Below are 25,996 nucleotides of genomic sequence, written 5' to 3'. Positions count from 1 at the left end.
TCCCGTTGGTCTCGGAACCCGGCATGCACGGGTGCACATACTCGGAATGCAAAGACTGTGGCCCAGCAAACCCCTGTCCAAAATCAAGAATTTCGGTAAACCGACAAGTTATTCTTGCGTGTTATCTTCCTGTAGGATCACCCCGGGGTTGAGGGTGTTGTCGGGATCGAAAGCGCGCTTGATGGCGGCCATCAGATCGCGTTCTTCGTGACTACGCAATTGATCTGCAAAGGTTATTTTTGACCGTCCCAAACCATGTTCGGCCGCAAAACTGCCTCCTGCCTCCTCAGCCGACTGGTAAAGGCAAATCGAAAGGGCGGCTTTGCTATCGCCAAAATCGTCCTGCCCAACAGGCGGTGACAGGTTGAAGTGAATATTGCCGTCACCCAAATGCCCAAACGGGTTGAGTCGCACTCCGGGCAGAATCGCATCCAACTTGGGTACAGCGGCATCAACGAACGATCCCAGCACCGCAACCGGCACTGAAATATCGTGCTTGATCTGCGCCGATTCCAGTCGCTGGCCTTCGGGCATTTCCTCGCGCAGATGCCACATTGCACCGCGTTGCGCATCATTGGCAGCGACCGCGCCATCGGTGATCAGGCCCGCTTCAAACGCTTCTCCCAGCGCTTCCTCCATCATCGCCGACAGGTCAATTCCCTTGGCCGAAGTCGACAGCTCAACCAGCACATAGGCCTGCGTGCGTTCGCTCAGCGGATAATCAAGACCCGAGACATTGCGCAGCAACATCTCAAGCCCGGTTTCACAGAAGAATTCGAGCGCCGAGATGAACTCACCCAGATCACGCCGTAGCACGGCACCCAGCCGCACCATGGTGTCGAAATCGTCGACCGCCAGCAGCGCCGTCGCGCGCGAAATTGGCGCAGGGTACAGACGCAGCGCGGCGCGTGTTACCACGCCCAGCGTGCCTTCGGACCCGCAGAACAGACGCCGCAGCTGATAGCCCGCATTGTCCTTGAGCAAAGGTCGCAATCCGTTCCAGATCCGCCCATCGGGCGTCACCACTTCAAGCCCCAGAACAAGGTCCTGCATCATGCCATAGCGCACCGCATGGCTGCCGCCCGCATTGGTGGCGATCAAACCGCCGATCTGCGCGCTGCCTTCCGCGCCCAGATGCATGGGGAAGATCAGGTCGTGCTCTTCAACAGCCTGATGAACCGAGGCCAGAACGGCCCCGGCCTCGACCGTGACCGTGACCGTAAAGGCTAGCGGGTCGACGTCGCCGATCTTGTTCATGCGCGACAGTGACAGGATGATATGCCCCGCCGCGCCGGGAACAGCCCCGGCGCAAAGGCTGGTATTACCCCCTTGCGGCGTGACCGGAACACCCGCCGCATGGGCCAGACGCATCACCTCGGCCACTTCGGTCGTGTTGGCCGGACGCGCGACGCCCAAAGGCGTGTGCGACTGCATGTTCAGCCAATCGGTCTGATAAGCCTCGACATCGTCCGTCAACCAGCCTTTGGGGCCAAGTAGAGCAGCAAGATCCTGTTCCAGCGCCATGGTTTAACCCGCGAATGTGTAGGCTGTCTTGACCGTTGTGTAGAACTCGACCGCATAGCGTCCCTGTTCGCGCGAACCGAAGGACGAGCCTTTGCGACCGCCGAACGGCACGTGGTAGTCCACGCCCGCCGTCGGCAGGTTGACCATCACCATCCCGGCTTCGGACCGGCGCTTGAATTCGCGCGAATGGCGCAGCGAGGTGGTGCAGATACCCGAGCTGAGACCGAACTCGGTGTCATTGGCCAGCGCAACCGCATGGTCGAAATCGCTGGCTTTGATGACACTTGCGCAGGGGCCAAAGATCTCTTCTCGGCTGGACCGCATGTCATTGGTGGCATTCACGAACAGTGCCGGTGCCTGGAAAAAGCCGGGGCGATCCAGATGTGCGCCACCGATCACTTCGGCCCCTTCTTCTCGGGCCAGATCGACATAGCCAAGGTTGCCGCGCAGCTGACTTTCGGACGCCACCGGACCAATCTGAGTCTCGGTCTCAAGCGGATCACCCAGAACCAGCTTGTTCATTGCGGTTTCCATACGCTCGACAAAGGCGTCGTGGATGCCTTCTTCGACAATCAGGCGCGACGAAGCGGTGCAGCGCTGACCGGTCGAGAAGAACGCGCCGTTCAGGCAGGCACCCACGGCCACGTCCAGATTGGCATCGGCCATGACGACCATCGGGTTCTTGCCACCCATCTCCATCTGCAATTTCTTGCGGTGACGCGCGCAGCCCTCGGCGATACGCTGACCAACACCTTCGGACCCGGTGAACGAGATCGCTGCGACCTGCGGATGTTCGACCAGAGCGTTGCCGATGACCGAACCCGGACCCATGGCAAGGTTGAAGACGCCTGCGGGGCAGCCCGCCTCTTGCAGAATCTCGGCCAGAATATGGGCCGACGCCGGGGTCTGCTCGGCTGGTTTCATCACAACCGTGTTGCCGAAGGCTAAAGCGGGCGCAGCTTTCCATGCGGGGATCGCAATGGGGAAGTTCCACGGCGTGATCAGACCCACAACGCCCAGAGGTTCCCGTGTCACTTCGACATCCACACCATCGCGGATCGAGGCAATCGCATCACCCGCCAGACGCACGGCCTCACCGCCGAAGAACTTGAACAATTGCCCGGCGCGCACGGTCTCGCCCGTGGCTTCGGCCAGCGTCTTGCCCTCTTCGCGGGCCAGAATGCGACCAATCTCGGCACTGCGGGCCAGAATGGCGTTGCCTGCACGATCCAGAATGTCGGCGCGGAGCTGGGGCGACGCATTCGCCCATGCAGGGAACGCCGCAGCCGCAGCGGCAACAGCCTGATTGACGGTTTCCGCATCGCCACGGGTGAATTGTCCGATCAGGTCATCAGGGTTTGCAGGACTGCGATTTTCGATCTCGGTCTGGGCAGCGACCCATTCGCCCCCGATGAGATTTAACTTGGTCATATCCAGCTCCAGGTGCAGAGAATTTCCTGCGGATTATGCGGTATCGCGAAATTCAAAGTGCGCAAGAAATTCTTCTTTTGAACAACAAATTCTTCGGGCCTTGGCACACTCGGTCACCTTATTAGTAATTTTTTCTTATCATTGTAAATTCTTTCGTCATTTTTCTTTACGGTAAGAATCACAATTGTTACGACGGCAAACAGCGCGACAGAGGAGAGGTCAAAATGTTTGACGCCAACGCAACATACAAAGTGGTTCTGGGTGTGATCGGAGCCGACTGCCACGCGGTAGGAAACAAGATTCTCACCAGCTTGCTGAACCGGGCCGGTATCGAAGTTGTCAATCTGGGCGTCATGGTCAGCCAGGCGGAATTCGTGACCGCAGCGCTTGCCGAGAACGCCGATGCCATTCTGGTCTCTTCGATCTACGGGCATGGCGAGATTGACTGTCAGGGCCTGCGCGAACGCTGTGAGGCCGCCGGTATCGGCAATATCCTTCTGTATGTTGGCGGCAATCTGGTGATCGGCAAGCAGGATTTTGAAACCGTCAAATCCCGCTTTGAAGACATGGGATACGACCGCGTGTTCCCGGCCTCGGCCAACATTGATGACGTGGTTACATTGCTGAAAGGCGACATCGAGCTGAGCCGCGTGCCGAACCTCGGCCACAACTCTGGGGCCGCTGCCGTCGGTTTTGCCGACTGGGCAGCCATCTAGTTCAGGGATCGAGTGACGACATGAGCGGCGCGCCAGAGATCACCAATACTCAGCTGTCAGATTCAGTTTTCGACGCTGAGCGTGAGACCATCCTGCAATCGTGGCATACCGGCTCCGATGTGGATTTCGACGCGGGCGTGGCCCGTCAGTTGGAGCTGCCCGAAGAGAAGCGTTTCTCCAAGGCGCTGGCAAAAGCAGATGAAAACGGGAAAACCCTGCTGCAACCGCGCGCCGGTGTGGCGCTGCTGCGCGAACATACCGCGCTGATGCAGGGGTTGAGCCCTTATTGCGATGTGCTGCCCACCACGATTGACGCCTATACCCGGCACAACCGCTATGACGAGGCACAGGACGGCATCGACCGGTCGCGCAAGGCAGGGACCTCTCTGCTGAACGGCTTTCCGGCTGTGAACCACGGCGTCGACGGCTGCAAACAGCTGGTGGATTCCGTTGAGAAACCGATCCAGGTGCGCCACGGCACGCCTGACGCGCGCCTGCTGGCCGAGGTCACACTCAGCGCCGGGTTTTCGTCTTACGAGGGCGGAGGGATTTCGTACAACATCCCCTATGCCAAGAATATCCCGCTAGAGCAGTCGATCCGCCACTGGCAATATTGCGACCGGCTTGTGGGCCGTTTCGAAGAACATGGCGTGCGCATCAATCGCGAGCCGTTTGGCCCTCTGACCGGTACGCTGGTGCCGCCGTTTATCTCGCATGTCGTGGCCATCATCGAAGGTCTGCTGGCGCTGGAACAGGGCGTGCGCTGTATCACGCTGGGCTATGGGCAGGCGGGCAATCTGGTGCAGGACGTCGCCGCGCTGCGGTCCTTGCGGCGTCTGGGTCATCACTATTTCCAGAACGCGGGCTATGACGATTATCAACTGACCACAGTGTTTCACCAGTGGATGGGCGGCTTCCCCGAGGATGAGGCCAAGGCAACGGCGGTGATCTGTCTGGGCGCTCTGGCGGCCAAACAGGCCCGCGCGACCAAGATCATCGTGAAAACCCCGCATGAGGCCAGCGGCATCCCCTCGCTCGAGGCCAACCAGGCCGGGCTGAAAGCCACCCGTCAGATGGTGAACATGATCGCGGATCAGAACCGCAACGACGGCAATGAAATCCTGACCGAGGTCGAAGTGATCGAGGCCGAGGTTCACGCCGTCATGCGTGCGGTTCTGAAACTGGGAAAAGGCGACATCGCGCGCGGTGCGGTTCTGGCCTTTGAAACCGGCGTCATGGATATCCCGTTTGCCCCGGCCGTCGGCAATGCGGGCAAACTGACGCCCGTGCGCGACAATCACGGCGCTCTGCGCATCTTTGAAACCGGCAACGTGCCACTGCCCAAGGATGTCATGGCATTCCACCGCGACCGCATCGCCGAACGCGCGCGATCCGAGGGGCGCGACGTCTCGTTCGACATGGTGGTCGACGACGTGCGCGCCATTTCCGCCAGCAAACTGATCGGTCGCCCGTCGGCCGCTGCCTAACGCTTTTGAGGCTGTTATGAAAATCAAGAATGTCGTCTTCGCCCCGGGGCTTGCCTCGTATTATTTCGATGATCAGGCGGCCATCAAACAGGGCGCTAAACAGGACGGGTTTGTGTACTGCGGCGCGGCCAAAACCGAAGGGTTTGCGCAGGTCCGTCAATACGGCGAAAGCGTTTCGATCCTGCTGGAGCTGGAAAACGGTCAGATCGCCGAGGGTGATTGCGCCGCCGTGCAATACTCCGGAGCCGCCGGGCGTGATCCGCTGTTTCTGGCCTCATCGGTCATTCCGTTCCTGCAACAGAACCTGACCCCGCACCTGATCGGCCACGACATCCGCAGCTTCCGCGAAAGCGCAACATTCTTTGATGCGTTTGAGGTCAATGGCAAACCGCTGCACACCGCTGTGCGCTATGGCCTGTCACAGGCGCTGCTGTCTGCCGCGGCCATCGCCAAAGGCCAGATGAAGTTCGAAGTGATCTGCGACGAATGGGGTCTGGAAACGGTCCACGCACCGCTCAGCCTGTTTGGTCAAAGCGGCGATAACCGCTATGAGGCCGTCGACAAGATGGTACTGAAACAGGTCGACGCCCTCCCCCACGGCCTGATCAACAACATCCCGCAGAAACTGGGCGCAACCGGCGGCAAGCTGGCGGAATACGTCACCTGGCTGTCCCGCCGCATTCAGGATTTGCGCACCGATCCAAGCTATCACCCTGCCCTGCATATCGACGTCTACGGTACTGTCGGGATGATCTTCGACAATGACGCGGGCCGGATTGCCGAGTATCTGGCCTCACTTGAAAGCCGCGCTGCGCCGTTTGATCTGTATATCGAAGGCCCCGCCGATGCTGGTGAGCAAGAGGCGCAGATTGCCCTGCTGGGCGAGATCCGCACCAAGTTGAAGGCGATGGGCAGCACCGTCAAAATCGTTGCGGACGAATGGTGCAACACGGTCGAGGATGTGGTTCGGTTCGTCGATACCGGCTGCTGCGACATGGTTCAGATCAAAACCCCCGATCTTGGCTCGCTGCACAACACGATCGACGCGGTTCTTTACTGCAAGGCCAATGGCGTGGCCGCCTATCAGGGCGGCACCTGTAACGAGACCGATATCTCGGCCCGCGCCTGCCTGCATGCCGCCATGGCCACCCGCCCTGATCGCGTGCTGGTCAAACCCGGCATGGGGTTCGACGAAGGCATGACCATCGTCGCCAATGAAATGCACCGCACCCTTGCCCTTTTGCAAACACGAGCAGCCGCATGACCGATACTTCGCTGAAACCGTATGACGGCCTTCTGGTCGTTTCTCTGGAACAGGCGGTCGCCGCGCCTTTGGCCTCGTGCCACTTTGCCCAGGGCGGCGCGCGGGTGATCAAGATCGAACGCGATACCGGCGATTTTGCGCGGAAGTATGACGGTGCGGTCAAAGGGTCAGCCTCGTATTTCGTTTGGGCGAACCACGGCAAAGAAAGCCTGTGTCTGGACATCAAGAACCCGGACGATGCCGAACTTCTGCACCGAATTCTGGACGAGGCGGACGTGTTTATCCAGAACCTCGCCCCCGGTGCCATTGCCCGCGCGGGGTTTGGCGAGGAAGTTCTACGCAAGCGCAACCCGCGCCTGATCACCTGCGATATCAGCGGCTATGGTGAGAACGGGCATTACAGCGACATGAAGGCCTATGACTTTTTGGTGCAATGCGAAAGCGGTCTGGTGGCCGTGAACGGCGCGCCGGGTCATCCCGGACGCATCGGCGTTTCGGTCTGCGATATCGGGGCCAGCATGAACGCCATTATCGGCATCCAAAAGGCTCTGATCGCGCGTGGTATCAGCGGCAAGGGAAGCGCGGTGAAACTGTCGCTGTTCGACACCGCCGCCGACTGGATGACCGTGCCGCTGATGCACACGGTCTATGCCGGTAAGGCTCCGCAACCGGTTGGCCTGCATCACCCCTCGATCGCGCCCTATGGCGGGTTTGCCACGGCGGATGATGAGGTTCTGGCGATCTCAATCCAAAACGAACGCGAGTGGAAACGACTTTGCGCTGATGTGATCGGTCAGCCCGAACTGGCCACCGACCCGCGCTTTTGCGATGCCGCGCAGCGGGTTGCCAACCGGGCCGCGCTGGACAGCATCGTCGCCGCGTTCTTTGCCGCCCAGACCCGGGCCGTGCTGGAAACCAAGCTGTTCGACGCGGCCATCGCCTATGGGGCCGTGAACTCGGTCGGCACCTTTGCTGAACACCCGCAGCTGCGCCGCACGCCGGTCACGCTGGAAAACGGGGACGAGGCTCATCTGGTCGCCGCCCCCGTCCGCCACAGCTTTGACCCCGAGACGCCGCGCTTTGGAAGGGTCCCCGCGCTGGGAGAGCACACAGACATCATCCGCGCAGAGTTCGCGGCAACCGTTGCGGCATGATGCGGTCCTACCTCTTTACCCCGGCGCATCGCGAGTCGCTGATTGCCCGCGCGCATGAGCGTGGGGCCGACGCGGTTCTGCTGGATCTGGAAGACAGCGTGCCGCGTGATCAGAAACAGGCCGCGCGCGACCTGTTGCCGGAGGCGGTCGCAACGCTGGCGAAGAACGGGATGCCGGTTATCGTTCGGGTCAACGCCGATCTGGGCAATTGCATCCGCGATCTTGAGACTGCTGCGCTGAACGACGTACACGCGATTATGCTGCCCAAGGTCATGGGGGCCGATCACCTCCGTCTGGTCAATGACTACCTGTCAACGTTGGAACGTCAGGCCAAACTGCCCGACGGCCAAATCCGCCTGATCGCCCTAATCGAAACCGCCGAGGCGCTGCTGAACGCCGCCGCCATCGCCAAAGCGTCCCCCCGCCTGATGGCGCTGGCCTTCGGGACCGAGGATTTCTCGACCGATTGCGGCCACGCGCCGTCGGTGGCGGCGCTGAAAGGTCCGGCGCAAGCATTGATCCAAGCCGCCAAGGCGGCAGGTCTTCAGGCCATCGGGCTACCGAGCAGCATTGCGGAAATCAACGACATGGACGCCTATCGGGACTGTACCACGCTGGGCCGGGCCATCGGATTTGACGGCGTCATGTGCATTCACCCGCGTCAGGTCGGCGTGGTCAATCAGGTCTTTACCCCCAGCGCGGCCGAGATCGAACACGCAACTCGCGTCGTCGATACCTTTGATGCCGCCGTGGCGCAGGGGCTAGGGGCCATCATGCTGGACGGCAAGATGATCGACCCGCCCATCGTGGCCCGCGCCCAAGCTATGTTGCAATCCCTGCATCGTTGAAGAACTCATGCATGAAGGCCGGACCGGCCTGATCCACGTAGTCCCGAAACGCCAGCGCGCCGGGGCGCAGGGGTTTGTCCCGCTTGTGCAGGACGAACCAGTCGCGGAATTCGGGCATCCCCTCGACATTCAATATCTTCAACTTGCCCGCCATCGTCTCAAGCGCGATCGTATGGCCCGAGATAAAGGCCAGCCCCATATTTGCCATGACCGCCTGTTTAATATTGGCGTTGCTGTCCATCTCTTGCGCCTTGGGCAACGGCAGTTCGGATTCCGAGAAGAAATGCTCGTGCACCATGCGCGTGCCCGATCCCGGCTCTCGCACCAGAAACCGGTGATTGGGCAGGTCTGACCGCCGAATGCGCTTGGTACGGACAAGCGGGTGATCCGGGTGGCCGATCAGAACATAAGGATGCTTGGCAAATTGGTGCGAGATCGTTTCAAGCCGCCGCGGAGGACGCCCCATCAGCGCCAGATCAATCTGGTCCGTCTCCAGCATCTCGATCACGGCGCGGCGGTTGGCGATCTCGAATTGCAGGTCGAATTCAGGGTTTTCCTGCTGAAACCGGGCCAGCAGATGCGGCCCGAAATTGCGCGCCGTGGACACCATCGCCACGCGCACGCGGTGATCCAGTTTGCCCTGCATGATCTGCACAACATCCACCGCTTCGGACAGGGTTTCCGTCATACGCTCGGCATATGGCACCAAGGCGGTCGCCACCTGGCTTGGGATCACGGACCGCCCGGATTTCTCAAAAAGCGGCGCGCCGAAGGCTTCGCTGAGCCGGCTCATCTGCATCGAGACCGCAGGCGGCGTCAGCTCCAGCCGCTCGGCCGCGCGCACAAAGCTGCGCGTTTCGATTGCCACCAGAAAAATCTGCAACTGGCGCAGGGTGATTTTGTCTGATGACAGCGTCATTGCGGCTCCTGTGGTCAGAATGAGGGCTTGCGGGTAAAGAAGTCGCCGCCTTTGTCGTCAATAATCACAAATGCCGGGAAATCCACGACTTTAATGCGGAACACCGCCTCCATGCCGAATTCGGGGAAGTCCAGAACTTCGATAGATTTGATAACGTCCTTGCCCAGCACTGCCGCCGCGCCGCCGACCGAGCCCAGAAAGAACCCGCCATGCTGTTTGCAGCTTTGCACCACCGAGGCCGCCCGGTTGCCCTTGGCGATCATGACGCGCGAGGCACCAAGCGCCTGCAACTCGGGCACGTAAGGGTCCATCCGCGCCGCTGTGGTCGGCCCAAACGAACCCGAGGCGTGGCCTTCGGGCGTTTTGGCGGGACCGGCATAGTAGATCGGGTGGTCCTTGATGTAATTCGGCAGGTCCCGGCCATCGCGCACCATCTTTGCAAGCTCAGCATGGACCAGATCGCGCGCGACGATCATGGTGCCTGACATCAGAACCGGGCTGGAGACCGTAAGCCTGGACAAGGCTGCGCAGATATCATCCATCGGCTGATCCAGATTGATCCGCGTCGCGGCCTGCGCGTCGTAGTCCTCGTCAGGCAGAAAGCGGCTGGGGTCACGTTCCAGCTGTTCCAGCCAGATCCCATCGCCGTCGATGCGCCCCTTGACCTGACGATCCGCCGAGCAGCTGACCCCCATGCCAACCGGCAAGCTGCCGCCGTGACGCGGCAGGCGGATCACGCGTACGTCGTGGCAGAAATACTTACCCCCGAATTGCGCGCCCAGGGACATGTTGCGCGTCAGCTCCAGAATCTGCGCCTCAAGCTCAAGATCCCTGAAAGCACGCCCCTCGGCGTTGCCGATGGTCGGCAGGTGATCCAATTCCTTGGCCGAGGCCTGTTTGACAGTTTTCAGACACTGCTCAGCCGACAGCCCGCCAATGACGATTGCCAGATGATACGGCGGGCACGCGGTCGTCCCCAGCGTCCTGATCTTTTCGTCGAAAAACGCCAGAAGGCGCTCGGGTTCCAGCAACCGGCGGGTCTCCTGAAACAGAAAGGTCTTATTTGCCGATCCACCACCCTTGGCCATGAACAGAAAGTCGATGGTGTCGCCGTTGCAGGCCTCGATATCAATCTGAGCAGGCAGATTGGTGCCAGTGTTCTTTTCCTCGAACATAGTCAGCGGCGCCATCTGCGAAAAGCGCAGGTTGCTGGTCTGCCACGTGTGCCGAACGCCATCGCGCACGGCCTCGTGCATATCGCCATCGACCAGAGCGTATTGCCCCTTTTTGCCGTGGATGATGGCCGTACCGGTATCCTGACAGCTGGGGAAATTCCGCTCGGCCGAGATCACCGCGTTCTTCAACAGCTCCAGCGCCACATAGCGGTCATTTTCCGACGCATCCGCATCGTCCAGAATATCCCTAAGCTGTTGCAGATGGTCGGGTCGCAGCAGATGCGAGACATCTGCAAACGCCGTTGTGGTGAGATGGCGCACAGCATCGGACGAGACATTCAGGAACGATTTGTCGCCGAACATTGCGCGTTCGACACCCTCGGTTCCAAGGTTGCGATAGAGCGTACTGCCAAATTTTTGAGTCGTCTGTTCCATGTCTGGCTGGGTAATCGAAGCGCCCGATTAAGTCAATTTTTCTTATCCAAAATGAATGCTAATTCAGCCTTCCTTATCTATGGATCAAAACGCTATCACGCCGGGAAATCACGAGCCAAACGCAGCACGCGGTTCAAGTGTCTTTGGCTCGGGCTTTTGGGATTCACCACCAGATTAACCCTGCGCCTGACATCTGTGTCCACAATCGGCCGCTGAAGAATGCCATCCATCACCGGGAATGTCTCAGGGTGTACCGTACAGCCCAACCTGGCCTGGATCATGGATTGAACCCAATGCTCGTGCGAGCTTTCAAACACGACTTTTACCTGCGGTCGCCTTTGATCCGGCAGCAGGTCTTCGAAAGACAGAGACAGTTCACAATATCTGCGCAGAACATAGGGCTCACCCTCCAACTCATCGAAGGGAACGGCCTGCATATCCTCAAAGCGGTGGCCTTTGTAGAATGAAACCACGTAGCGTTCCTCATAGAGCGGGTGGACCTCGAACCCTTTGGGAAATCGGTCGCCGGTAGTGATGCACATATCCAGCAAGCCCATTTCAAGCTTCTCCGACAGCTCTTCGCTGGTGCCGTCGGTGAAGTTCAATGTCACCTCCGGCGCAAGCCCGGTCAGCTCTTTCAGAAACGGCTGCATGATCGTCGTGCCCAGCGTACACATTATCCCGATATTCAGTGCCGACTTGCGGTCTTCCATTCGATTTTTCGCCAACTCGACCGCTTCGGCCTCGACATCGACCATGTCCTGAAGGTATGGCCTGATCTCATTGCCGAAAGCGGTCAGCCTGACCCCGTCGGCCGATCTTTCGAACAGGGGACCGCCCAGTTCCTGCTCAAGCTTGGTGATCGCGCGGCTTAGCGATGGCTGGGATACATTGCAGCTGCGTGCGGCGCGGGTGAAATTCCCGATCTCACAGACCTTGAGAAAATATCGAACCTGATACAGCTGCATGATCGCTCCTCCGGTCAAAGTGGCAATGAGGGCATGCTGCGCCGAGCGATACCTTTTGTCTATGACTGAAGGCTCAAATTATATTGTTCTCAAAATCCGCGACTTCCTAATGTTCCCGGTATTCCAGCAGGCGTTTCGCCCCGCTGGAGGGCGATCTGAACGATCCGCTCCAATAAAACACGAATGAACAGAGAGGAAATGCACCATGAAACTCCCGACCAAACTCTTCCAGCGTTTTGCGCAGGGTCTGGCTCTGGCTGTAACGGTAACCGCTTTTGCGGCCTTTAGTGCCCCAGCACAGGCCGCAGAGGAACTGAACGTGACCGCTGACGGTATCGCGATGGACGGTTTCGATGTCATTTCTTATTTCGACGCCCATAAACCGGCCAAAGGCGTCCCGGAGTACAGTGTCGACTATCGCGGCGCGACATGGCTGTTTTCCACCGAGGAAAACCGCGACAAGTTCGCCGCCGATCCGGCGTCGTTTGAGCCGAAATACAACGGCTGGTGCTCGAACGCCGTGTCCAAGGGCTATTCAGCGGATGTTGATTTCGTGAACGGCTGGGCCGTAATCAACGGCGGTCTGCATCTGTTCTGGGCGGAAGGCACCAAGCATAACTTCCTGTCCGAAGTCACCGCCAAGCAGGTCCGCGCCGAGGATAACTGGCCAACCGTTCTGGATGGCATCCGCAACGGCACGGTCAAGTTCCCGCGGCATGCGGACTATTACGATACGGTCGGCATCACACACCCTCAGGAGCTTCCTGAATCCTGAACCAAGCTGACCTAAAACGTCTGCGTCCGGCCTTTGGGTCGGGCGCAGATATGCACATTCTGTGCCTATCACATCACGTCTTCTCGATCACACCTGCATTCCACATAAGGCCAACCAGCAAGGGCTGCCCGTGATCGGTACGCATCCCACGCAACTGCCGAAGTGGATTGTGGATGACACTGCCCGCAATCTGCACAGCAACCCGGAAAGCCTCATGAATCGTCGAAAAATTCTTTTTGGATTGGCGGCAGTCTGCATGGCCCCGGAGTTTGTATACGCACAGGCGCAGCCTCCGGCGGGCCAAAAACGGGCTTCGGGTCAGTTCACGACCGGCAGCACATCGGGCGGGGTTTCGCTGTATCAGGATGGGGACCACTGGGCGGTTTATCTGGAAACGGATTTCGACCACGAAGGCTCACCCGATCCCTGGGTCGCTCTGGGTCAAAACGGGTTCCGCCGTGACGCCATCATTGGCGAACTGGTCGAGTTCAAAGGCGACCAAACCTATCCAATCGGCCCGAAACTGAACGCGAGTGAGTTCAACGAGGTTTACATCTGGTGCGTCGAACACAACGTGTCTTTGGGCCGGGCGCGCCTGACTTGGCGCTAACGGGGCGCCGAGTGTATCCGCGCCGCAAAGAGACGCGGGCCAACTGTGTTGTCAGCTTTGCGTCGCCAGAAAGCTCTCAAGCCCGGCCAAGACGGGCCGCAGGGCGGATATGCTGGCGTGATCGCCCATATGCGCGACCCGAAAGACCTCTTCCCTGTTGGTACCAAACCCGCCCGCGATGCGCAGGCCGTGGTTCTCAACCAGATAAGCCACCAGTTCGGACGAATTGAACCGCCCGCCAGTTTTGACCCCAGTGACACCCGCGGCCCGTGATCCCGCGTCGATCAGAAGGTCAAAGCCCAGCCCTTCCATCGCGTCACACAGGAAATCGCGCGCCGTGCTATGCCGGTCATAGCGCGCGTCCAGACCCTCAGAGAGGGCTTTGCCCACCGCGATATCGAGCGCGTGAACAGCCGCCACCGGCATTGTCGTAACGCTGGGATGCCAGTCGCGTGCAACCTCGACCTGATTGCGCCAGCGCAGAAGGTCGGTGACACCGCCGCGCGGGGATGTCTTGGCCTCAATCCGGGGCCACGCGTTTTCCGCGACCGCCACCAATCCCAGACCGGGGATGGATTCCAACCCTTTCTGCGAACACGAGGTCATCACCGCGATACCCCAGTCATCCACGCGCGACAGGCATGTCCCCAAGGCGCTGACCGAATCCACCATCACCGGAACGCCAGCCTCTTGTGCGACTTTGGCAAGGGCCTCGATCGGTTGCAGCAAGGTCGTGGAGGTCTCGACATGGGTGAAACACAGCAGGTCGATCTTTTGCTCGGCCAGTGCTGCGCGTACCGCTTCGGGGTCGGCGGGTTTGCCTTCGGGGACCGGCATCATAACAGCCTTGGCGCCGCACCCCTCGACCGCCCATTTGAGAATGGTGCTGAAATAGCCTGCATCCAAAATCAGCGCGGTTTGTCCAACGTCCAGCATCGCCCGGATTGCCATCTCGTTCGCCAATGTCCCGCAGCCCGGAACGATGGCGACATGGCCGCTGGTGCCAAAGACCTTTTGCAGGTTTTCGGTCGCACGCATATAGGCCTGTGCGAACTCGGGTCCCACATGCAGTCGCTGTGGGCCGTCTTGCGCGGCCAGCACCTCGGACGAGACCTCGACCGGACCGGGGGTAAAGTTGCGAATGTGCGTCATCAATATGTCGCCCTTCCACCGGACAGATCAAAGACCGCACCGCTGTTAAAGGTGCAATCCTCAGACGACAGCCACATGACCATACGAGCAGCCTCTTCGACCCAGCCAAGACGTTTCATCGGAGATTTGTCGATCATGATCTGTACGAATTCTGGGGTCATTTGATCCAGTATTGCGGTCTTGATCGCCGCAGGCGCGATGCAGTTCACACGGATATCAGTTTGCGCCAATTCCTTGGCCAGCGATTTGGTAAAGCCGATCACGCCTGCCTTGGACGCCGAATAGGCCGAGGCGTTGGGCGTCCCCTCCTTACCGGCCAGCGAGGCCATGTTGACGATGCGGCCAAAACCGCGTTCCTGCATCACCGGAACCACCGCATGGGCAAGGTAGAAGGTGCCGGTCAGGTTCACGTCGACCACCCGCGCCCAAGTGGCCGGGTCGCTGTCGACCACTGGCTGGGTCGGGCCGGCAAAACCCGCGTTGTACGACAGAAAGTCGATGCCGCCAAAGGCCGCCTTGGTGTCCGCCACCGCCGCCGCGATCTGGCCCGGCCGGCAGATATCCACCTTGCAGGCAATTGCCCCGTCGGGGGTATCCTCGGGCGCGGACAGATCCCAGATGGCCACATTGGCTCCGGCGGAGGCATAATGGCGCGCAATCTCGGCCCCGATACCGGCCGCACCACCGGTTACAACCGCTGTGCGACCGGAAAAATCATAGGTTACGTTGCTCATCGATCCTACCGGATAAAGGTTTTCACGTAGTCCGCGCCCAGGCCGACCTTTTCGAAATGTGCGCGGCACATGTCGATCTTGGTGAACACATCTTCGTATCCCAGATGGTTCCCATCAGGATCGACATAGTACATCACGCCGTTGACCTGAAAATAGGTGATCATCTCATCCACGTCATCCGGCACGACCAGAGTGTGTGTCTCACCCGGAGGTTCAAACACATAGCCGCCTTCGCGCGCTTCCCAGTCATGTTCCAGATAATGCCAGCGGCCTTTCAGGACAAAACCGTGCACCGCGTTGGGGTGGCGATGGCGCGACAGGACACCGGATTTGGTCACCTTCAGCAGGTTCATCCAATAGCCCTGACTGACATTCAGGCAGAGCGGGCGAAAGAACACATGTTCGGCCTGCTGCACCCACATGCGCGGGTCGTTTTCGGCCAGCGCATCGGGGATGACGATCTCGGGCAGCGCGTCCTGCGGCATCGGGTGCTTGTAGGGAACGCGCGGGTTCTCGTCGGTTTCGGTCAGTGGCATTTCGCTTCCTTTTCCGTTCAGACAGCAGCGTAGCCGCCGTCAACATTCAGAATTGTTCCGGTGATGAACCCGGCCTGATCCGAGGCCAAAAACAGCGCCGGTCCGATCAGATCTTGGGGCTTGCCCCAACGCGCCAGAGGGGTGCGCGACAGAATGGCCTCGCTGCGGGCCTCATTGTCCTGCAAGTTCTGCGTCAGCGGCGTGGCGATCCAGCCCGGTGCCAGAGCGTTCACGCGGATGCCATCGGTGGCATAGGCAATCGCCAGCGACTTGGTCAGCTGCGCAATACCACCTTTCGAGGCCGCATAGCCCGGCACCAGCCCGCCTCCGAAATAGCTGAGCATCGAGGCGATGTTGATGATCGACCCACCGGTTCGCGCCAAAGCAGGACGCGCGGCGGCGCAGATACGCATCGTGCCATTCAGATTGATGTCGACGACCTGCGCGAACACCTCTGGGTCGTGTTCCTCATCGCGGCGGATGACCCCTGCGGCGTTTACGACCACATTGAGGTCGGGCAGGTCCGCGACCAGTGCCTGCGCCGCCACACCATCCGTCACGTCCAGCGCGCGATACTCAAGCCCGGGGGCGTCTTCGGGCAACGGTCCAAGCCCAGCGGCCACCACCCGGTACCCGGCCTGATGGAACCCTTCGGCAATGGCCTTTCCAATCCCACTTGTCCCGCCGGTGATCAGAGCTGACTTTTGCGGATTTCCCATTGCACTTTCCACGGTTTGTTCATATTATGGACAGCATAGTCATTATCTGGACAAATACGCCAATCCCCTTCACCGGTCAATCACGCAGGCATCGGAATGACGAAACAGGTTCAGGGTACGCAGAGCTTTTCTCGCAGCATCGGTCTGCTGCAACATATCTGCGACCGGCCCAACCCGCCCACGTTGCAAGATTTGCTGAGCGAATGCGCCTTTACGCGCCCCACGCTCTATCGGCTGTTGCAGGGGTTAGAGGCCGAGGGCCTGATCACCCAAACCGCCTTGCGCCAATACAAACCGGGGCCACGGCTGATCAATTTGGCGCGCACCGCGCTGGCCAAATCCGATCTGCGCGAGATGTCGCGAGACGCGCTTGAAACGCTGAGGGACGCAACTGGCGAGACCGTGCATCTGGCCGTCCCAAGTGGCGAGGGGCTGGTCTACATAGACAAGATCGAAAGCCTTGAAACAGTTCGCATGAGCTCAACCATCGGCACCTTTGTGCCGCTGCATTCCAGCGGAGTTGGAAAGGCTTACCTGTCCGCCTTGCCAAATGCGGAACTGACCAAGTGGCTTGAGACCTCTGACCTGCGGGCGATCACGCGCTTTACCACCACAGATCCCGACGCCTTGCGCAAGCACATCACGCAATGCCGTGCGCAGGGTTATATTTTCGACAATCAGGAGAACGAAGAAGGTATCGCCTGTTTTGGCGCAGCCCTGCTGGACGGCCACTCTCATCCCGTCGGCGCGATCAGTGTGTCCGTCCCCCTGTTCCGGCTGAAGGCGGACAAAGCGGCCTATGTCACCCCGTTGCTGGAGTGCATAGACCGTATCTCTCAAAATTTGCGGTGACGGTCCCCGCCCGGATCAGGCGTGCATCAGCAGCCGCTTGGCATCCATGATCGCCGCGTGGATGTTCCGGCTGGCCACGGCGTCGCCAATACGGAACAGCTGAAATTTGCCCTCAGGATTCGTCGTCAGGGTCTGCGCAGCGTACCGCAGCAACGCCTGCTGGTCCGTTTCGCCCCGATTGACCGACAGGGGTTTCAGCTCGAAATACAGATCATCAAACGGCATCGCCCCAGTTTCGACGATGACCTGATCGGCCTCAAAGGTTTTACGTGTGCGGCCATATTCGTCATAGAACGTGGCGGTCAGGCGGTTGCCCGATTGCGCGATGCTCTCCAGTTTCAGGTTCAGAGTTGTCCGCACATCATAATCACTGAACGCCTTGAGGTAGGCCGGATAGTTGGTACCCCCAACCTCGGGCGCCAGAATGCGTTCAGGGGTGACGTAGTGCAGGTTCGCCCCGTTTGAGGCCACGAATTCGGCCGTTGTCATGCCCTCATGCGACCCACCATCGTCATAGAGCAGGATGTCTTTTCCCATATGCGTTGCACCCGAAAGAATATCCCATGAGGTCGTCGCCAGATGCGCGCCGGATTTCAGGAAATCGGTCGATGGCACACCGCCGGTTGCCACGATGACGATATCCGGGTTTTCGGCCAGAACATCGTCGACCTCGGCAAAACAGTTGTAGCGGAATTCGACGCCTTGGCGCTCGCATTCCTCCAGCCGCCAGTCGACGACGCCCAAAATTTCTTTGCGGCGTTGCAGGGCTGCGGTCAGCAGAACTTGTCCGCCCGCCTGTGCAGCGGCTTCCATCACCACGACCTGATGCCCGCGTTCGCCAGCGACCCGCGCGGCCTCAAGCCCGCCCGGACCGGCTCCGATGACAACCACCTTCTTCTTTGCTACAGCCGGTTTCAGAACGTGAGGGATGTGCTTTTCGCGCCCCGTGGCTGCGTTGTGGATGCAGACGGCCTGCCCGGCATAGATTGCGTCGATGCAGTACCCCATACCCACACAGGGACGGATCTGATCTTCTCGCCCCGTCGCCAGCTTGTTGACGATATGCGGATCGGCCATGTGGGGCCGGGTCATGCCGACCATATCCAGCTTGCCACTTTCGATGGCATAACGCGCGGTCGCCACGTCCTGAATCCGGGCCGCATGAAAGGTCGGCATCCCCGTGGCCTCGCGTATTTTGGCGACCTGGTCCAGATGCGGCGCGGATTTGTGCCCCATGGTCGGGATCACGTGCGAGACACCTTCATGCGTATCCACATGACCGCGCACGACGTTCAGAAAGTCGAACAGCCCGCTATCGGTCAGCGTCATCGCGATCCGATGACCCTCTTCCGCGTCGAACCCACCCTCGAATGTCTCATCACAGCTTAGCCGCGCGCCCAACAGAAACTCCGGGCCGACCCGTTCGCGCACCGCCTCGAACACGCGCATGCCAAACCGCATCCGGTTTTCCAGCGACCCGCCATATTCATCGTCGCGCTTATTGGTGGCCGGGGACCAGAACTGGTCAATCAGGTGGCCGTAGCATTCAAACTCCAACCCATCGAGACCCGCCGCCTGGACCCGCTCGGCCGCGTCAGCATAGGCGGCAACCACGCGGTCCATGTCCCAGTCCTCCATCACCTTGGGATATGCGCGATGGGTGGCTTCCTTGATATGCGACGGCGCAATCGGCGGTAGCCAGTCTTTTTTATTCCAGTTGTTGCGCCGCCCCAGATGAGTGATCTGGATCATCACCGCAGCGCCATGACTGTGTACGTCATCTGCCAGCTCGGACAGCCATTTAACCACTTCGTCCTTATAAAGCGTGATGTTGCCAAAGGCGGGCGGGCTGTCCGGGGCCACAACCGAGGACCCGCCGATCATTGTCATCCCAATGCCACCCTTGGCCTTTTCGGCATGATACAGGCGATACCGGTCTTTCGGCATGCCATCCTCGGTATAGGCGGGTTCATGCGCGGTCGAGAGTACACGGTTTCTGATCTCAAGATGCTTGAGCTGAAACGGCCTGAGAAGCGGATCGTCCTTCATGTTCCGGGTCCCTAACTGTGTCTGGCTAAACTGTCAGACGTCATATCCGGTTTCCTTAGCTGCCTCTGAATGCAGGTTAAAACCCGGCGCGACTCTGTCAGGGCAGCCTGCGTGAGGTCGCGAAAAGGATCAAACAAAAGTTTTGGGGCTCTGCCCACGCACTGCTTTTCGGATCGGTCTTGAACGGGCGACGCGCCTTTCCAACCTTGCCGCGTTTTGACTATCAAGGCACATATGCCTCGGCACCAAAGCTGACCCCGCAATACCATCTTGCCAATTCACTCGGATAGGCCACTTTGACACCATGACTGACATCGCCACCAAACCTCTTACAGCCGCCCTGCTGCCGGAACAGGATTTGCCCAGCGGCGCAGACCTGCTGAACACGGGCCGGAAAATGGCCCGCGACTGGAGCGTTGGCGACAGTCTGTTCCACCGCAGCACGGGCTTCCGAAACGAGGTTGATTACAAGCGCGCGCAGATGCGGTCCGGTCGTGTGATGCAACACGCACATCTGGGGTTTCGCGATCTGTCGCATTCGGTCGACGCAATCCGGCAGGTCTATTACCGCTGCGCGCAACGGGGCGCACAGGTCGACCGGTTCGGCATGTGTCTGGATTGGTCGATGGGCTTTCCAAGGAACCTAAGGACCGAACAGGCGCGTGGCACAGGTATTTTGCTGAACGACGTCGAGGCGTTCGCGCAACTGACTCAGGCCAGCCCCGCCGCAATGCACTTTGGCGATTTCATGTTGGGCTTTCCGGCGGCGCTGGAAAACACCTGTGCCGCATTGGCCGCAGGGGCGACGGCGATTGGAAATCTGGGCCAGTATTTCACCTTTCGCCTGCCGGGGCATGACGACGACGTTGAAACCACGCAATCCACCGTTCAGGCCCTCGGCCTGATTGCGGCACAGCCCATTCCGGTTCTGGTGCATTCCAATCTGGATGACGGATTTGCAGCGGTGTTTGAAGACCTGACATCGGCGCTGGGTCAGGCTTTGCTGGAAAAATACATCGTCACCGATCTGATCGGCGCGCCTTATGCGGTGTGTTACGGCCACCACTTCACCGAACCCCTGACGCGGATCGCGTTTCAGCGGGCCTTGGCCCGGATCAGCGACGGTATCCCCGGATCGCAGATTTACGGCGCAACCGTTCTGTACAAGGGGACGCATCCCGAAAACTATGCCGGGCTGTCCTCGTATCTGCTGTCGGACATTGTCGCGCAGAAACTGCTGCCGACCGGACATGCGCTGAACCCGGTTCCGGTCAGCGAGAATGAGCGTATCCCGGATGTTGCGGAAATCTGTGACGCGCAATGCCATCTGAACAGGCTGGTCGAGCTTGCCGATGGCTATGTGCCACTATTTGATACGACCGGGATCGAAGCCGTCAGCGGCACTCTACTGCGCGAGGGGCAGGGTTTTGCAGATCGGGTTCTGGCCGGTTTGTCGGCAGGTGGCATCGACACCACCGACCCGTTCCAGCTGCTTTTGGCCTTACGCCGGCTGGGCGGACGCACGTTGGAGGAAACCTACGGTGCCGGAGCCCTGCGCCCGGACGCGCCGAGGCGCAGAACCCCCATCGTCGGCGCAACCACCTATCAAGAGCTGGAGGCCGAGGCTGAGGCATTTATGGCATCAGACTCGGGGCAGGCTCTGACCGCGCTGGCAAAGACCCCGGCCCGGATTCTGACCGCGACCACGGATGTCCACGAACATGGAAAGATGCTGTTGGATCTCGTCTTCGGCAAGGCCGGGTTTGCCGTCGAGGATGGCGGTGTTTCAAGCGACCCAGAGCACATCGTCGCCCTTATCCGGCAGAACCCTGTCGATGCCATCGCGCTCAGCACCTATAACGGCGTGGCATTACGCTATGCGAAAACCCTGCTGCGCAAGATGAAAGAGGCCGGGTTGGAGGTGCCAATCCTGATCGGCGGCCGTTTGAATGAAATCCCCGAAGCCAGCAATACCAGCCTGCCGGTGGACGTCTCAGACGCACTGACCGAAATCGGCGTCGTTGTGTGCAGCGATCTTGACGCAGCCACCAATGCGCTGAGCGCCCTTCTTGAGGAGTCCGGCGAACAAGTCCTTTGACCGGGCCGCTCAATAAAAATGATTGAGGCGGATGCTGCTGTTTGTCTCAGCCACCATCGGCATGCGACGAATGTCCCGCAGCACCGTATCCAGACGCTGATGCGAGGATGTGCGCAGCTCCAGCACCAGATCGAACGTCCCGTTGATCGAGCCAAGCGATTGCAGTTCGGGAATTCGTTTGAGCTGCGTAATGGTCTTTCGGCTGTCCCCCGGGGCCAGTTTCAAGAGCACGAGCGCCTCGACCAAAACATTCTCACGGCTGACACCCAGTTCAACCGTAAAGCGCCGGATCGTGCCATTGGCCTTCAGCCTGTCGATCCTGTTCTGAACGGTGACTCTGGATACATTCAGCTCGCGGGCCAGTTCGGCAGCAGACCGGCGGGCATCTAGGCTGAGGAGGCGCAGTAATTCTCGATCCGTAGTGTCCACGACAATCCTTTCGATCTGATCGCACTGTCTTGCATTTCGTCAGAAAACTCACGGATTGCTAGCACGTGATGACTGTTCTGCCAATCCGGCCCTCGCCATTCTGCCCCTCAAAACACCTGCACTATTTAGGAGCATCCCATGAAAGTCACCGTCTGTCAGATTGACCCGCGTCCGGCGGAACTGGACCAGTATCTGAACGCTCTGAAAGACCACGTCACATCCGAAGGCACGGACTTTCTGCTGTTGCCCGAGATGTGCTTTTTCGACTGGCTGGCCAATGATGCAACACCCGACGCCGCGCGGTGGGCAGATGCGGTCGCAGCGCATGAGGGCCGGATTGCGCAACTGTCTGACCTCGGGGTTGGTGGTGCGATGGGAACCCGTCCGATTGTGAATGCCGCAGGCAGCCGCCGTAACGAAGCCTATGTCTGGTCAGCGGATACCAACAGCGCCACCCCGGCGCATGAAAAATACTACCTGCCGGACGAGCCGGGGTATTACGAACACACCTGGTATGACCGTGGCCCCAAGGCGTTTGACGTGGCCCGCGTTCTGGGGATGCGCATTGGCGTTCAGATCTGCACCGAGATGTGGTTCTTTGAATGGGCGCGGCACTATGCGGCCTCGCGGGTGGATCTGCTATGCGTCCCGCGCGCAACGCCACATGGTTCGGTCGATAAATGGCTGGCCGGGGGACAGGCAGCCGCCGTTTGTTCCGGCGCATATTGCCTGTCATCCAACCTGTGGGCGCCGAAAGGCGCGGCACCGGACGCGGGCGGCCTTAGCTGGGTGATCGACCCCGAGGGCAACGTGCTGGCAAAAACCGATCCCGACAACCCGTTTGCAACGGTCGAGATTGATCTGGGCTTTGCCGCAGCCAGCAAGTCCACCTATCCGCGATACGTCCCCGAATAAGCTTAAGCGCCGGGCTGACCCACGGTCCGCCCGGCAGCTCACATATCACTCAGCGGGTTCTTGCGCTGCCACCACAGACCAAGCTCTTTTTCCGCCGAAACGATGCTCTCGCGGTTCAGTATCTGAGAGGTCATCGCCTTGGATACCGCCCGCACGCGTTTGTTGATGGCAATGTCGATATCGTTCAGCGGCAGGTCGCCAACATCCAGCTTTTCATAGATCGACAACAGCCGGTTCTGGACCGTACGTAGCGCCAACTTGCGGCGCAGCGCGATGGTCTTGTCCGGCAACCCCAAGGCCAAATCCGTCAGGATGGCCAGTTCAACCTCAGTCAGCGCTTCTCCTGAACGGCTCTGATCGCGCTGAATCTGGTGGATTTCACGATCGACCATGATCTGCGCCTCAACCAGCACCGCACGTAAGGCAAGGTGCATGCGCGACGGGCTGGCGGTTTTCAGGACATAGCCATAGGCAGCCTCTTTCGGGACAATCCGGGCGATGCCGCGCAGATAGGCCTCGTCCGAATAGTTGGACCAGAACAGGATGCGAGTGTCGGGCCGTTCCGACCAGATGGTGCGAGCGGCCTCAATCCCGTTGCGCTCTTTCATGCGCAGGTCCATGACGATGGCCTCGACCGAGTCCTGCCGGGCTTGTTCCTCACCTTCGCGGCCGTTGGTGGCCAGTGACACATCGGTTGCTTCGGGCAACGCCTCCTGCACCAGTTCCCGCAGATAATTGGCGTGCATCGCATCATCTTCAACCAACAGGACCTTCATGCCACCACCTCACTTTGCGGGCATTCCGAGACCGGCAGGCAGACACAAATCTGCGTGCCGCCGTCATAGCGGATGTCAAACTGCGCCGCGATCAGCCGCGCTCGTGTGCGCATATGGGTCAACCCGCCCGAGGCCTGTTCGGATTCAACCGCTGCCTTGCTGCGCCCGTCGTCACGCACATGCAGGTGCAGGCCATTGCGGCATTCGATCTCAACGTCGATCCGGCTGGCCTGCGCATGCCGGACCGCGTTGTTTATCGCCTCTTGCGCGATGCGGAACAGGGCGATGCGCTTGGCCTGCGGCAGTTGGTCGATCAAGCCGTGGGACAGATCCCGCACGTCTATGTCAATCTGCTGATCGGCCCCGATGGCCCGTTCAAGATGGGTGCGCACCGCGTGCTGAAACCCGAACAATTCCAGCAGCGAGGGGATCGAGGTATCAATGATCTCGCGCAGGCCCTGAATGCAGTTCTGCACACTGCCACGCAGGTTTTCTATGTCTTCGCGGGTCTTGCAGCCCTCAAGATCGCGGCTGATCCGCGTCATGTCGGCCAAGGTCTGGTCATGCAGGTCCATGCCGATCCGCTGGCGTTCCAGCTCCAAAGCGTCGGTCAGGCTGAGCGCGCCCAGGCGCAGCCCCTCTTCCCGCGCCTGCAATTCGGCCCGCATGATCGCCTCACGCCGGGCCTGCTCATTGGCGCGCAAAGCGTAAAAGTAGGGTGCCAGAATATCTGCTATGTTGCGCACCTGTTCGACCGCGTTCTGATCATAAAAATCACGTTTCTGCGACGAACAGTTCAGGGACCCGATTGTGCGGCCCAGCACCTTCATCGCCACATTCACCCGGCTGCGCATATTGTATCTGAGGATCGGCTCACTGTCCGACCCTTCGAACACATAGCGCGGGTCCTCCGGCGCGTTTCCGGTCAGCAAATAGTCACTGTCGCCGCGCAGGATATCGCGGACCGGCGATACCTCGACCGGCGCGCGAGTGCTGCTCCAGCTGGTGCGCAGACCGACCTCGTAGCTGGTGTTCCAATAGCCCTTGTCGTCGATCAGGCAGACGTCCAGATGGTCGACCTCAAGGATGCGGTCGATCTCGGATTTGACCGAACGCAACGCGGATTTGATATCCAGATTGCCAGCCAGATGGTTCGATATCCGCAGGTAATAGGCAAGATCGGCCATGGGGACACTTTCAACAGTCCGGTCCGTAGCGACCGGCAGGACTAAGTATAGGAACGCCACCTCGCCATGTCATGCGGGTTTCCGCAGTGTATATGCGGGTCCCCGCAATCAATGCGCGTGTCTTACTCTTACCTGATCGCGATAGTCGGTGAATCCTTACCGCGTTGGCCCTGATGGGCAGACACAACATACGTGCGGCGGTTGAGCCGCGCTGGGAGGATAAAATGACACTGAAGGCCATATTGCTCGGCGCGGCGGCCGGGATCATCACCCTGACAGCCCCCGTTGCCGAAGCGGATACATCAGACAAGCGCATCGCCCTGTCGAACAACTACGCGGGCAATTCCTGGCGTCAGGCGATGCTGGAGAGCTGGCAGAAAAACGGAGATCAGGCGGTGTCGGACGGCGTTGTCGCGGCAGCGGACGCATTCACGACTTCGGAAAATCAGGCCACCGAGCAGGCAGCGCAAATTCAGAACATGATCCTGCAAGGCTATGACGCCATCGTCATCAACGCGGCCTCACCCACGGCGATCAACGGCGCGGTCAAAGCGGCCTGTGACGCGGGCATCACGGTGGTGTCCTTTGACGGTATCGTGCAGGAACCCTGCGCCTGGCGCATCGCGGTGGATTTCCAACAGATGGGCCGCGAGCAGGTGAAGTACCTGGCCGAGCGTTACCCCGATGGCGGCAACCTGCTGGAAATCCGTGGTCTCGCGGGCGTCTTCGTCGATGACGAGATCAGCGCCGGTATCCATGACGAGGTGAAGAACACCAATTTCGAAATTGTCGGCTCAGTCCATGGGGACTGGGCGCAAGACGTGGCGCAAAAGGCCGTGGCCGGCATTCTGCCCAGCTTGCCAGAGATCGTCGGCGTGGTGACGCAAGGCGGTGACGGCTATGGCGCGGCGCAAGCCATCGGGGCCACAGATCGTGCCATGCCGACCATCGTCATGGGCAACCGCCAAGACGAGTTGCAATGGTGGGCTGATGAACAGGCCGCAAACGGGTATGAGACGACCTCTCTGTCGATTGCTCCCGGCGTCAGCACGCTGGCATTCTGGGTTGCTCAGCAGATTTTGGACGGCCAAGAGGCGCCCAAGGATCTGACCGTGCCGTTCCTCAAGGTCGATCAGGCCGATCTGGTGGACACGCTGAAAACCACGCCCAAAGGCTCGGTCGCGAATGTGGAATATACGCAGGATCAGGCCAAAGACGTAATCTCTTCGGCCAAGTAACCGCA

24 protein-coding genes are annotated in these 25,996 nt (G+C 59.8%); 11 read left to right on the top strand and 13 right to left on the bottom strand.

Annotation, left to right across the window (positions count from 1 at the left end; genetic code table 11):
* Positions 1 to 108: 108 nt before the first annotated feature.
* Positions 109 to 1,524 carry an FAD-binding oxidoreductase gene (locus ACOQOY_RS01140; RefSeq protein ID WP_420583653.1) on the bottom strand — a complete coding sequence of 472 codons (1,416 nt, stop codon included), beginning with the start codon at positions 1,522 to 1,524 and terminating at the stop codon, positions 109 to 111.
* A gap of 3 nt (positions 1,525 to 1,527) precedes the next feature.
* The gene (locus ACOQOY_RS01135) at positions 1,528 to 2,955 is read right to left on the bottom strand and encodes an aldehyde dehydrogenase family protein (protein WP_420583652.1); all 1,428 of its coding nucleotides are present in this window, start codon (positions 2,953 to 2,955) and stop codon (positions 1,528 to 1,530) included.
* Positions 2,956 to 3,179: 224 nt separating this feature from the next.
* Between ACOQOY_RS01135 and glmS the strand changes: the two genes are divergently transcribed.
* Genes glmS through ACOQOY_RS01110 form a run of 5 tightly spaced genes read left to right on the top strand, consistent with a single transcriptional unit; the run spans position 3,180 to position 8,424 of the window.
* Positions 3,180 to 3,671 (top strand): methylaspartate mutase subunit S, encoded by a 492-nt coding sequence (gene glmS / locus ACOQOY_RS01130; RefSeq protein WP_420583651.1) that lies wholly within the window; start codon positions 3,180 to 3,182, stop codon positions 3,669 to 3,671.
* Between the two features lie 20 nt (positions 3,672 to 3,691).
* The gene (locus tag ACOQOY_RS01125) at positions 3,692 to 5,158 is read left to right on the top strand and encodes a methylaspartate mutase subunit E (protein WP_420583650.1); all 1,467 of its coding nucleotides are present in this window, start codon (positions 3,692 to 3,694) and stop codon (positions 5,156 to 5,158) included.
* A 16-nt stretch (positions 5,159 to 5,174) separates the two neighbouring features.
* A complete protein-coding gene (locus ACOQOY_RS01120) occupies positions 5,175 to 6,422 on the top strand; it encodes a methylaspartate ammonia-lyase (RefSeq protein ID WP_420583649.1) in 1,248 nt (415 codons plus the stop codon).
* Positions 6,419 to 7,576, top strand: coding sequence for a CaiB/BaiF CoA transferase family protein (locus tag ACOQOY_RS01115; RefSeq protein WP_420583648.1), 1,158 nt, complete (start codon positions 6,419 to 6,421; stop codon positions 7,574 to 7,576). The genes ACOQOY_RS01120 and ACOQOY_RS01115 overlap by 4 nt, the downstream gene beginning before the upstream one ends.
* Positions 7,573 to 8,424: an HpcH/HpaI aldolase/citrate lyase family protein gene (locus ACOQOY_RS01110; protein WP_420583647.1), complete on the top strand. Its 852-nt coding sequence runs from the start codon at positions 7,573 to 7,575 to the stop codon at positions 8,422 to 8,424. The genes ACOQOY_RS01115 and ACOQOY_RS01110 overlap by 4 nt, the downstream gene beginning before the upstream one ends.
* Here the strand turns inward: ACOQOY_RS01110 and ACOQOY_RS01105 are convergent.
* From ACOQOY_RS01105 to ACOQOY_RS01095, 3 genes are all read right to left on the bottom strand, one after another.
* Positions 8,399 to 9,343, bottom strand: a complete 945-nt coding sequence (locus ACOQOY_RS01105) for a LysR family transcriptional regulator (RefSeq protein WP_420583646.1) — start codon at positions 9,341 to 9,343, stop codon at positions 8,399 to 8,401. The two genes, ACOQOY_RS01110 and ACOQOY_RS01105, sit on opposite strands and share 26 nt — an antisense overlap.
* Positions 9,344 to 9,357: 14 nt before the next feature.
* Positions 9,358 to 10,953 (bottom strand): FumA C-terminus/TtdB family hydratase beta subunit, encoded by a 1,596-nt coding sequence (locus ACOQOY_RS01100; RefSeq protein WP_420583645.1) that lies wholly within the window; start codon positions 10,951 to 10,953, stop codon positions 9,358 to 9,360.
* Between the two features lie 95 nt (positions 10,954 to 11,048).
* Complete coding sequence (locus tag ACOQOY_RS01095) at positions 11,049 to 11,921, bottom strand: LysR family transcriptional regulator (protein ID WP_420583644.1); 873 nt, start codon at positions 11,919 to 11,921, stop codon at positions 11,049 to 11,051.
* Positions 11,922 to 12,126: 205 nt separating this feature from the next.
* Here ACOQOY_RS01095 and ACOQOY_RS01090 point away from each other — a divergent pair, with 205 nt between their 5' ends.
* Together ACOQOY_RS01090 and ACOQOY_RS01085 are read left to right on the top strand one after the other, a co-directional pair.
* Positions 12,127 to 12,696, top strand: coding sequence for a YHS domain-containing (seleno)protein (locus tag ACOQOY_RS01090; protein WP_420583643.1), 570 nt, complete (start codon positions 12,127 to 12,129; stop codon positions 12,694 to 12,696).
* Between the two features lie 61 nt (positions 12,697 to 12,757).
* Positions 12,758 to 13,306: a DM13 domain-containing protein gene (locus ACOQOY_RS01085; RefSeq protein WP_420583642.1), complete on the top strand. Its 549-nt coding sequence runs from the start codon at positions 12,758 to 12,760 to the stop codon at positions 13,304 to 13,306.
* A 51-nt stretch (positions 13,307 to 13,357) separates the two neighbouring features.
* Here ACOQOY_RS01085 and ACOQOY_RS01080 read toward each other — a convergent pair whose 3' ends face one another.
* From ACOQOY_RS01080 to ACOQOY_RS01065, 4 genes are read right to left on the bottom strand one after another with little or no spacing between them, the layout of a single operon-like run.
* Complete coding sequence (locus tag ACOQOY_RS01080; protein WP_420583641.1) at positions 13,358 to 14,458, bottom strand: pyridoxal-phosphate-dependent aminotransferase family protein; 1,101 nt, start codon at positions 14,456 to 14,458, stop codon at positions 13,358 to 13,360.
* A complete protein-coding gene (locus ACOQOY_RS01075; RefSeq protein WP_420583640.1) occupies positions 14,458 to 15,192 on the bottom strand; it encodes an SDR family NAD(P)-dependent oxidoreductase in 735 nt (244 codons plus the stop codon). Before ACOQOY_RS01075 ends, ACOQOY_RS01080 begins: the two co-directional genes overlap by 1 nt.
* A gap of 5 nt (positions 15,193 to 15,197) precedes the next feature.
* Positions 15,198 to 15,728, bottom strand: coding sequence for a 2,4'-dihydroxyacetophenone dioxygenase family protein (locus ACOQOY_RS01070; RefSeq protein WP_420583639.1), 531 nt, complete (start codon positions 15,726 to 15,728; stop codon positions 15,198 to 15,200).
* Positions 15,729 to 15,745: 17 nt separating this feature from the next.
* Positions 15,746 to 16,447: an SDR family NAD(P)-dependent oxidoreductase gene (locus tag ACOQOY_RS01065; protein ID WP_420583638.1), complete on the bottom strand. Its 702-nt coding sequence runs from the start codon at positions 16,445 to 16,447 to the stop codon at positions 15,746 to 15,748.
* 96 nt (positions 16,448 to 16,543) lie between these two features.
* On the opposite strand from ACOQOY_RS01065, the gene ACOQOY_RS01060 reads away from it, so the two are divergent.
* The gene (locus ACOQOY_RS01060) at positions 16,544 to 17,299 is read left to right on the top strand and encodes an IclR family transcriptional regulator (protein ID WP_420583637.1); all 756 of its coding nucleotides are present in this window, start codon (positions 16,544 to 16,546) and stop codon (positions 17,297 to 17,299) included.
* A 15-nt stretch (positions 17,300 to 17,314) separates the two neighbouring features.
* On the opposite strand, the gene ACOQOY_RS01055 is transcribed toward ACOQOY_RS01060, so the two are convergent.
* Positions 17,315 to 19,348, bottom strand: a complete 2,034-nt coding sequence (locus tag ACOQOY_RS01055) for an FAD-dependent oxidoreductase (RefSeq protein ID WP_420583636.1) — start codon at positions 19,346 to 19,348, stop codon at positions 17,315 to 17,317.
* A 304-nt stretch (positions 19,349 to 19,652) separates the two neighbouring features.
* Between ACOQOY_RS01055 and ACOQOY_RS01050 the strand changes: the two genes are divergently transcribed.
* Positions 19,653 to 21,446: a cobalamin-dependent protein gene (locus ACOQOY_RS01050; RefSeq protein ID WP_420583635.1), complete on the top strand. Its 1,794-nt coding sequence runs from the start codon at positions 19,653 to 19,655 to the stop codon at positions 21,444 to 21,446.
* Positions 21,447 to 21,455: 9 nt separating this feature from the next.
* Here the strand turns inward: ACOQOY_RS01050 and ACOQOY_RS01045 are convergent, their stop codons facing one another.
* A complete protein-coding gene (locus ACOQOY_RS01045; protein WP_420583634.1) occupies positions 21,456 to 21,875 on the bottom strand; it encodes an Lrp/AsnC family transcriptional regulator in 420 nt (139 codons plus the stop codon).
* 138 nt (positions 21,876 to 22,013) lie between these two features.
* Here ACOQOY_RS01045 and ACOQOY_RS01040 point away from each other — a divergent pair, with 138 nt between their 5' ends.
* Positions 22,014 to 22,790, top strand: coding sequence for a carbon-nitrogen hydrolase family protein (locus ACOQOY_RS01040; protein WP_420583633.1), 777 nt, complete (start codon positions 22,014 to 22,016; stop codon positions 22,788 to 22,790).
* Between the two features lie 38 nt (positions 22,791 to 22,828).
* On the opposite strand, the gene ACOQOY_RS01035 is transcribed toward ACOQOY_RS01040, so the two are convergent.
* Together ACOQOY_RS01035 and ACOQOY_RS01030 are read right to left on the bottom strand one after the other, a co-directional pair.
* Positions 22,829 to 23,566, bottom strand: a complete 738-nt coding sequence (locus ACOQOY_RS01035; protein WP_420583632.1) for a response regulator — start codon at positions 23,564 to 23,566, stop codon at positions 22,829 to 22,831.
* On the bottom strand, positions 23,563 to 24,753 hold the full coding sequence (locus ACOQOY_RS01030; protein ID WP_420583631.1) for a sensor histidine kinase: 1,191 nt from the start codon (positions 24,751 to 24,753) through the stop codon (positions 23,563 to 23,565). Before ACOQOY_RS01030 ends, ACOQOY_RS01035 begins: the two co-directional genes overlap by 4 nt.
* Positions 24,754 to 24,977: 224 nt before the next feature.
* On the opposite strand from ACOQOY_RS01030, the gene ACOQOY_RS01025 reads away from it, so the two are divergent.
* Positions 24,978 to 25,991 carry a substrate-binding domain-containing protein gene (locus ACOQOY_RS01025; RefSeq protein WP_420583630.1) on the top strand — a complete coding sequence of 338 codons (1,014 nt, stop codon included), beginning with the start codon at positions 24,978 to 24,980 and terminating at the stop codon, positions 25,989 to 25,991.
* Positions 25,992 to 25,996: the final 5 nt, after the last annotated feature.

It is taken from the genome of Ruegeria sp. (genome assembly GCF_965221235.1).
GTDB lineage: Bacteria > Pseudomonadota > Alphaproteobacteria > Rhodobacterales > Rhodobacteraceae > Ruegeria.
Note: the sequence above shows the minus strand (reverse complement) of the source record. Positions and strands in the feature narration are given on the sequence as shown.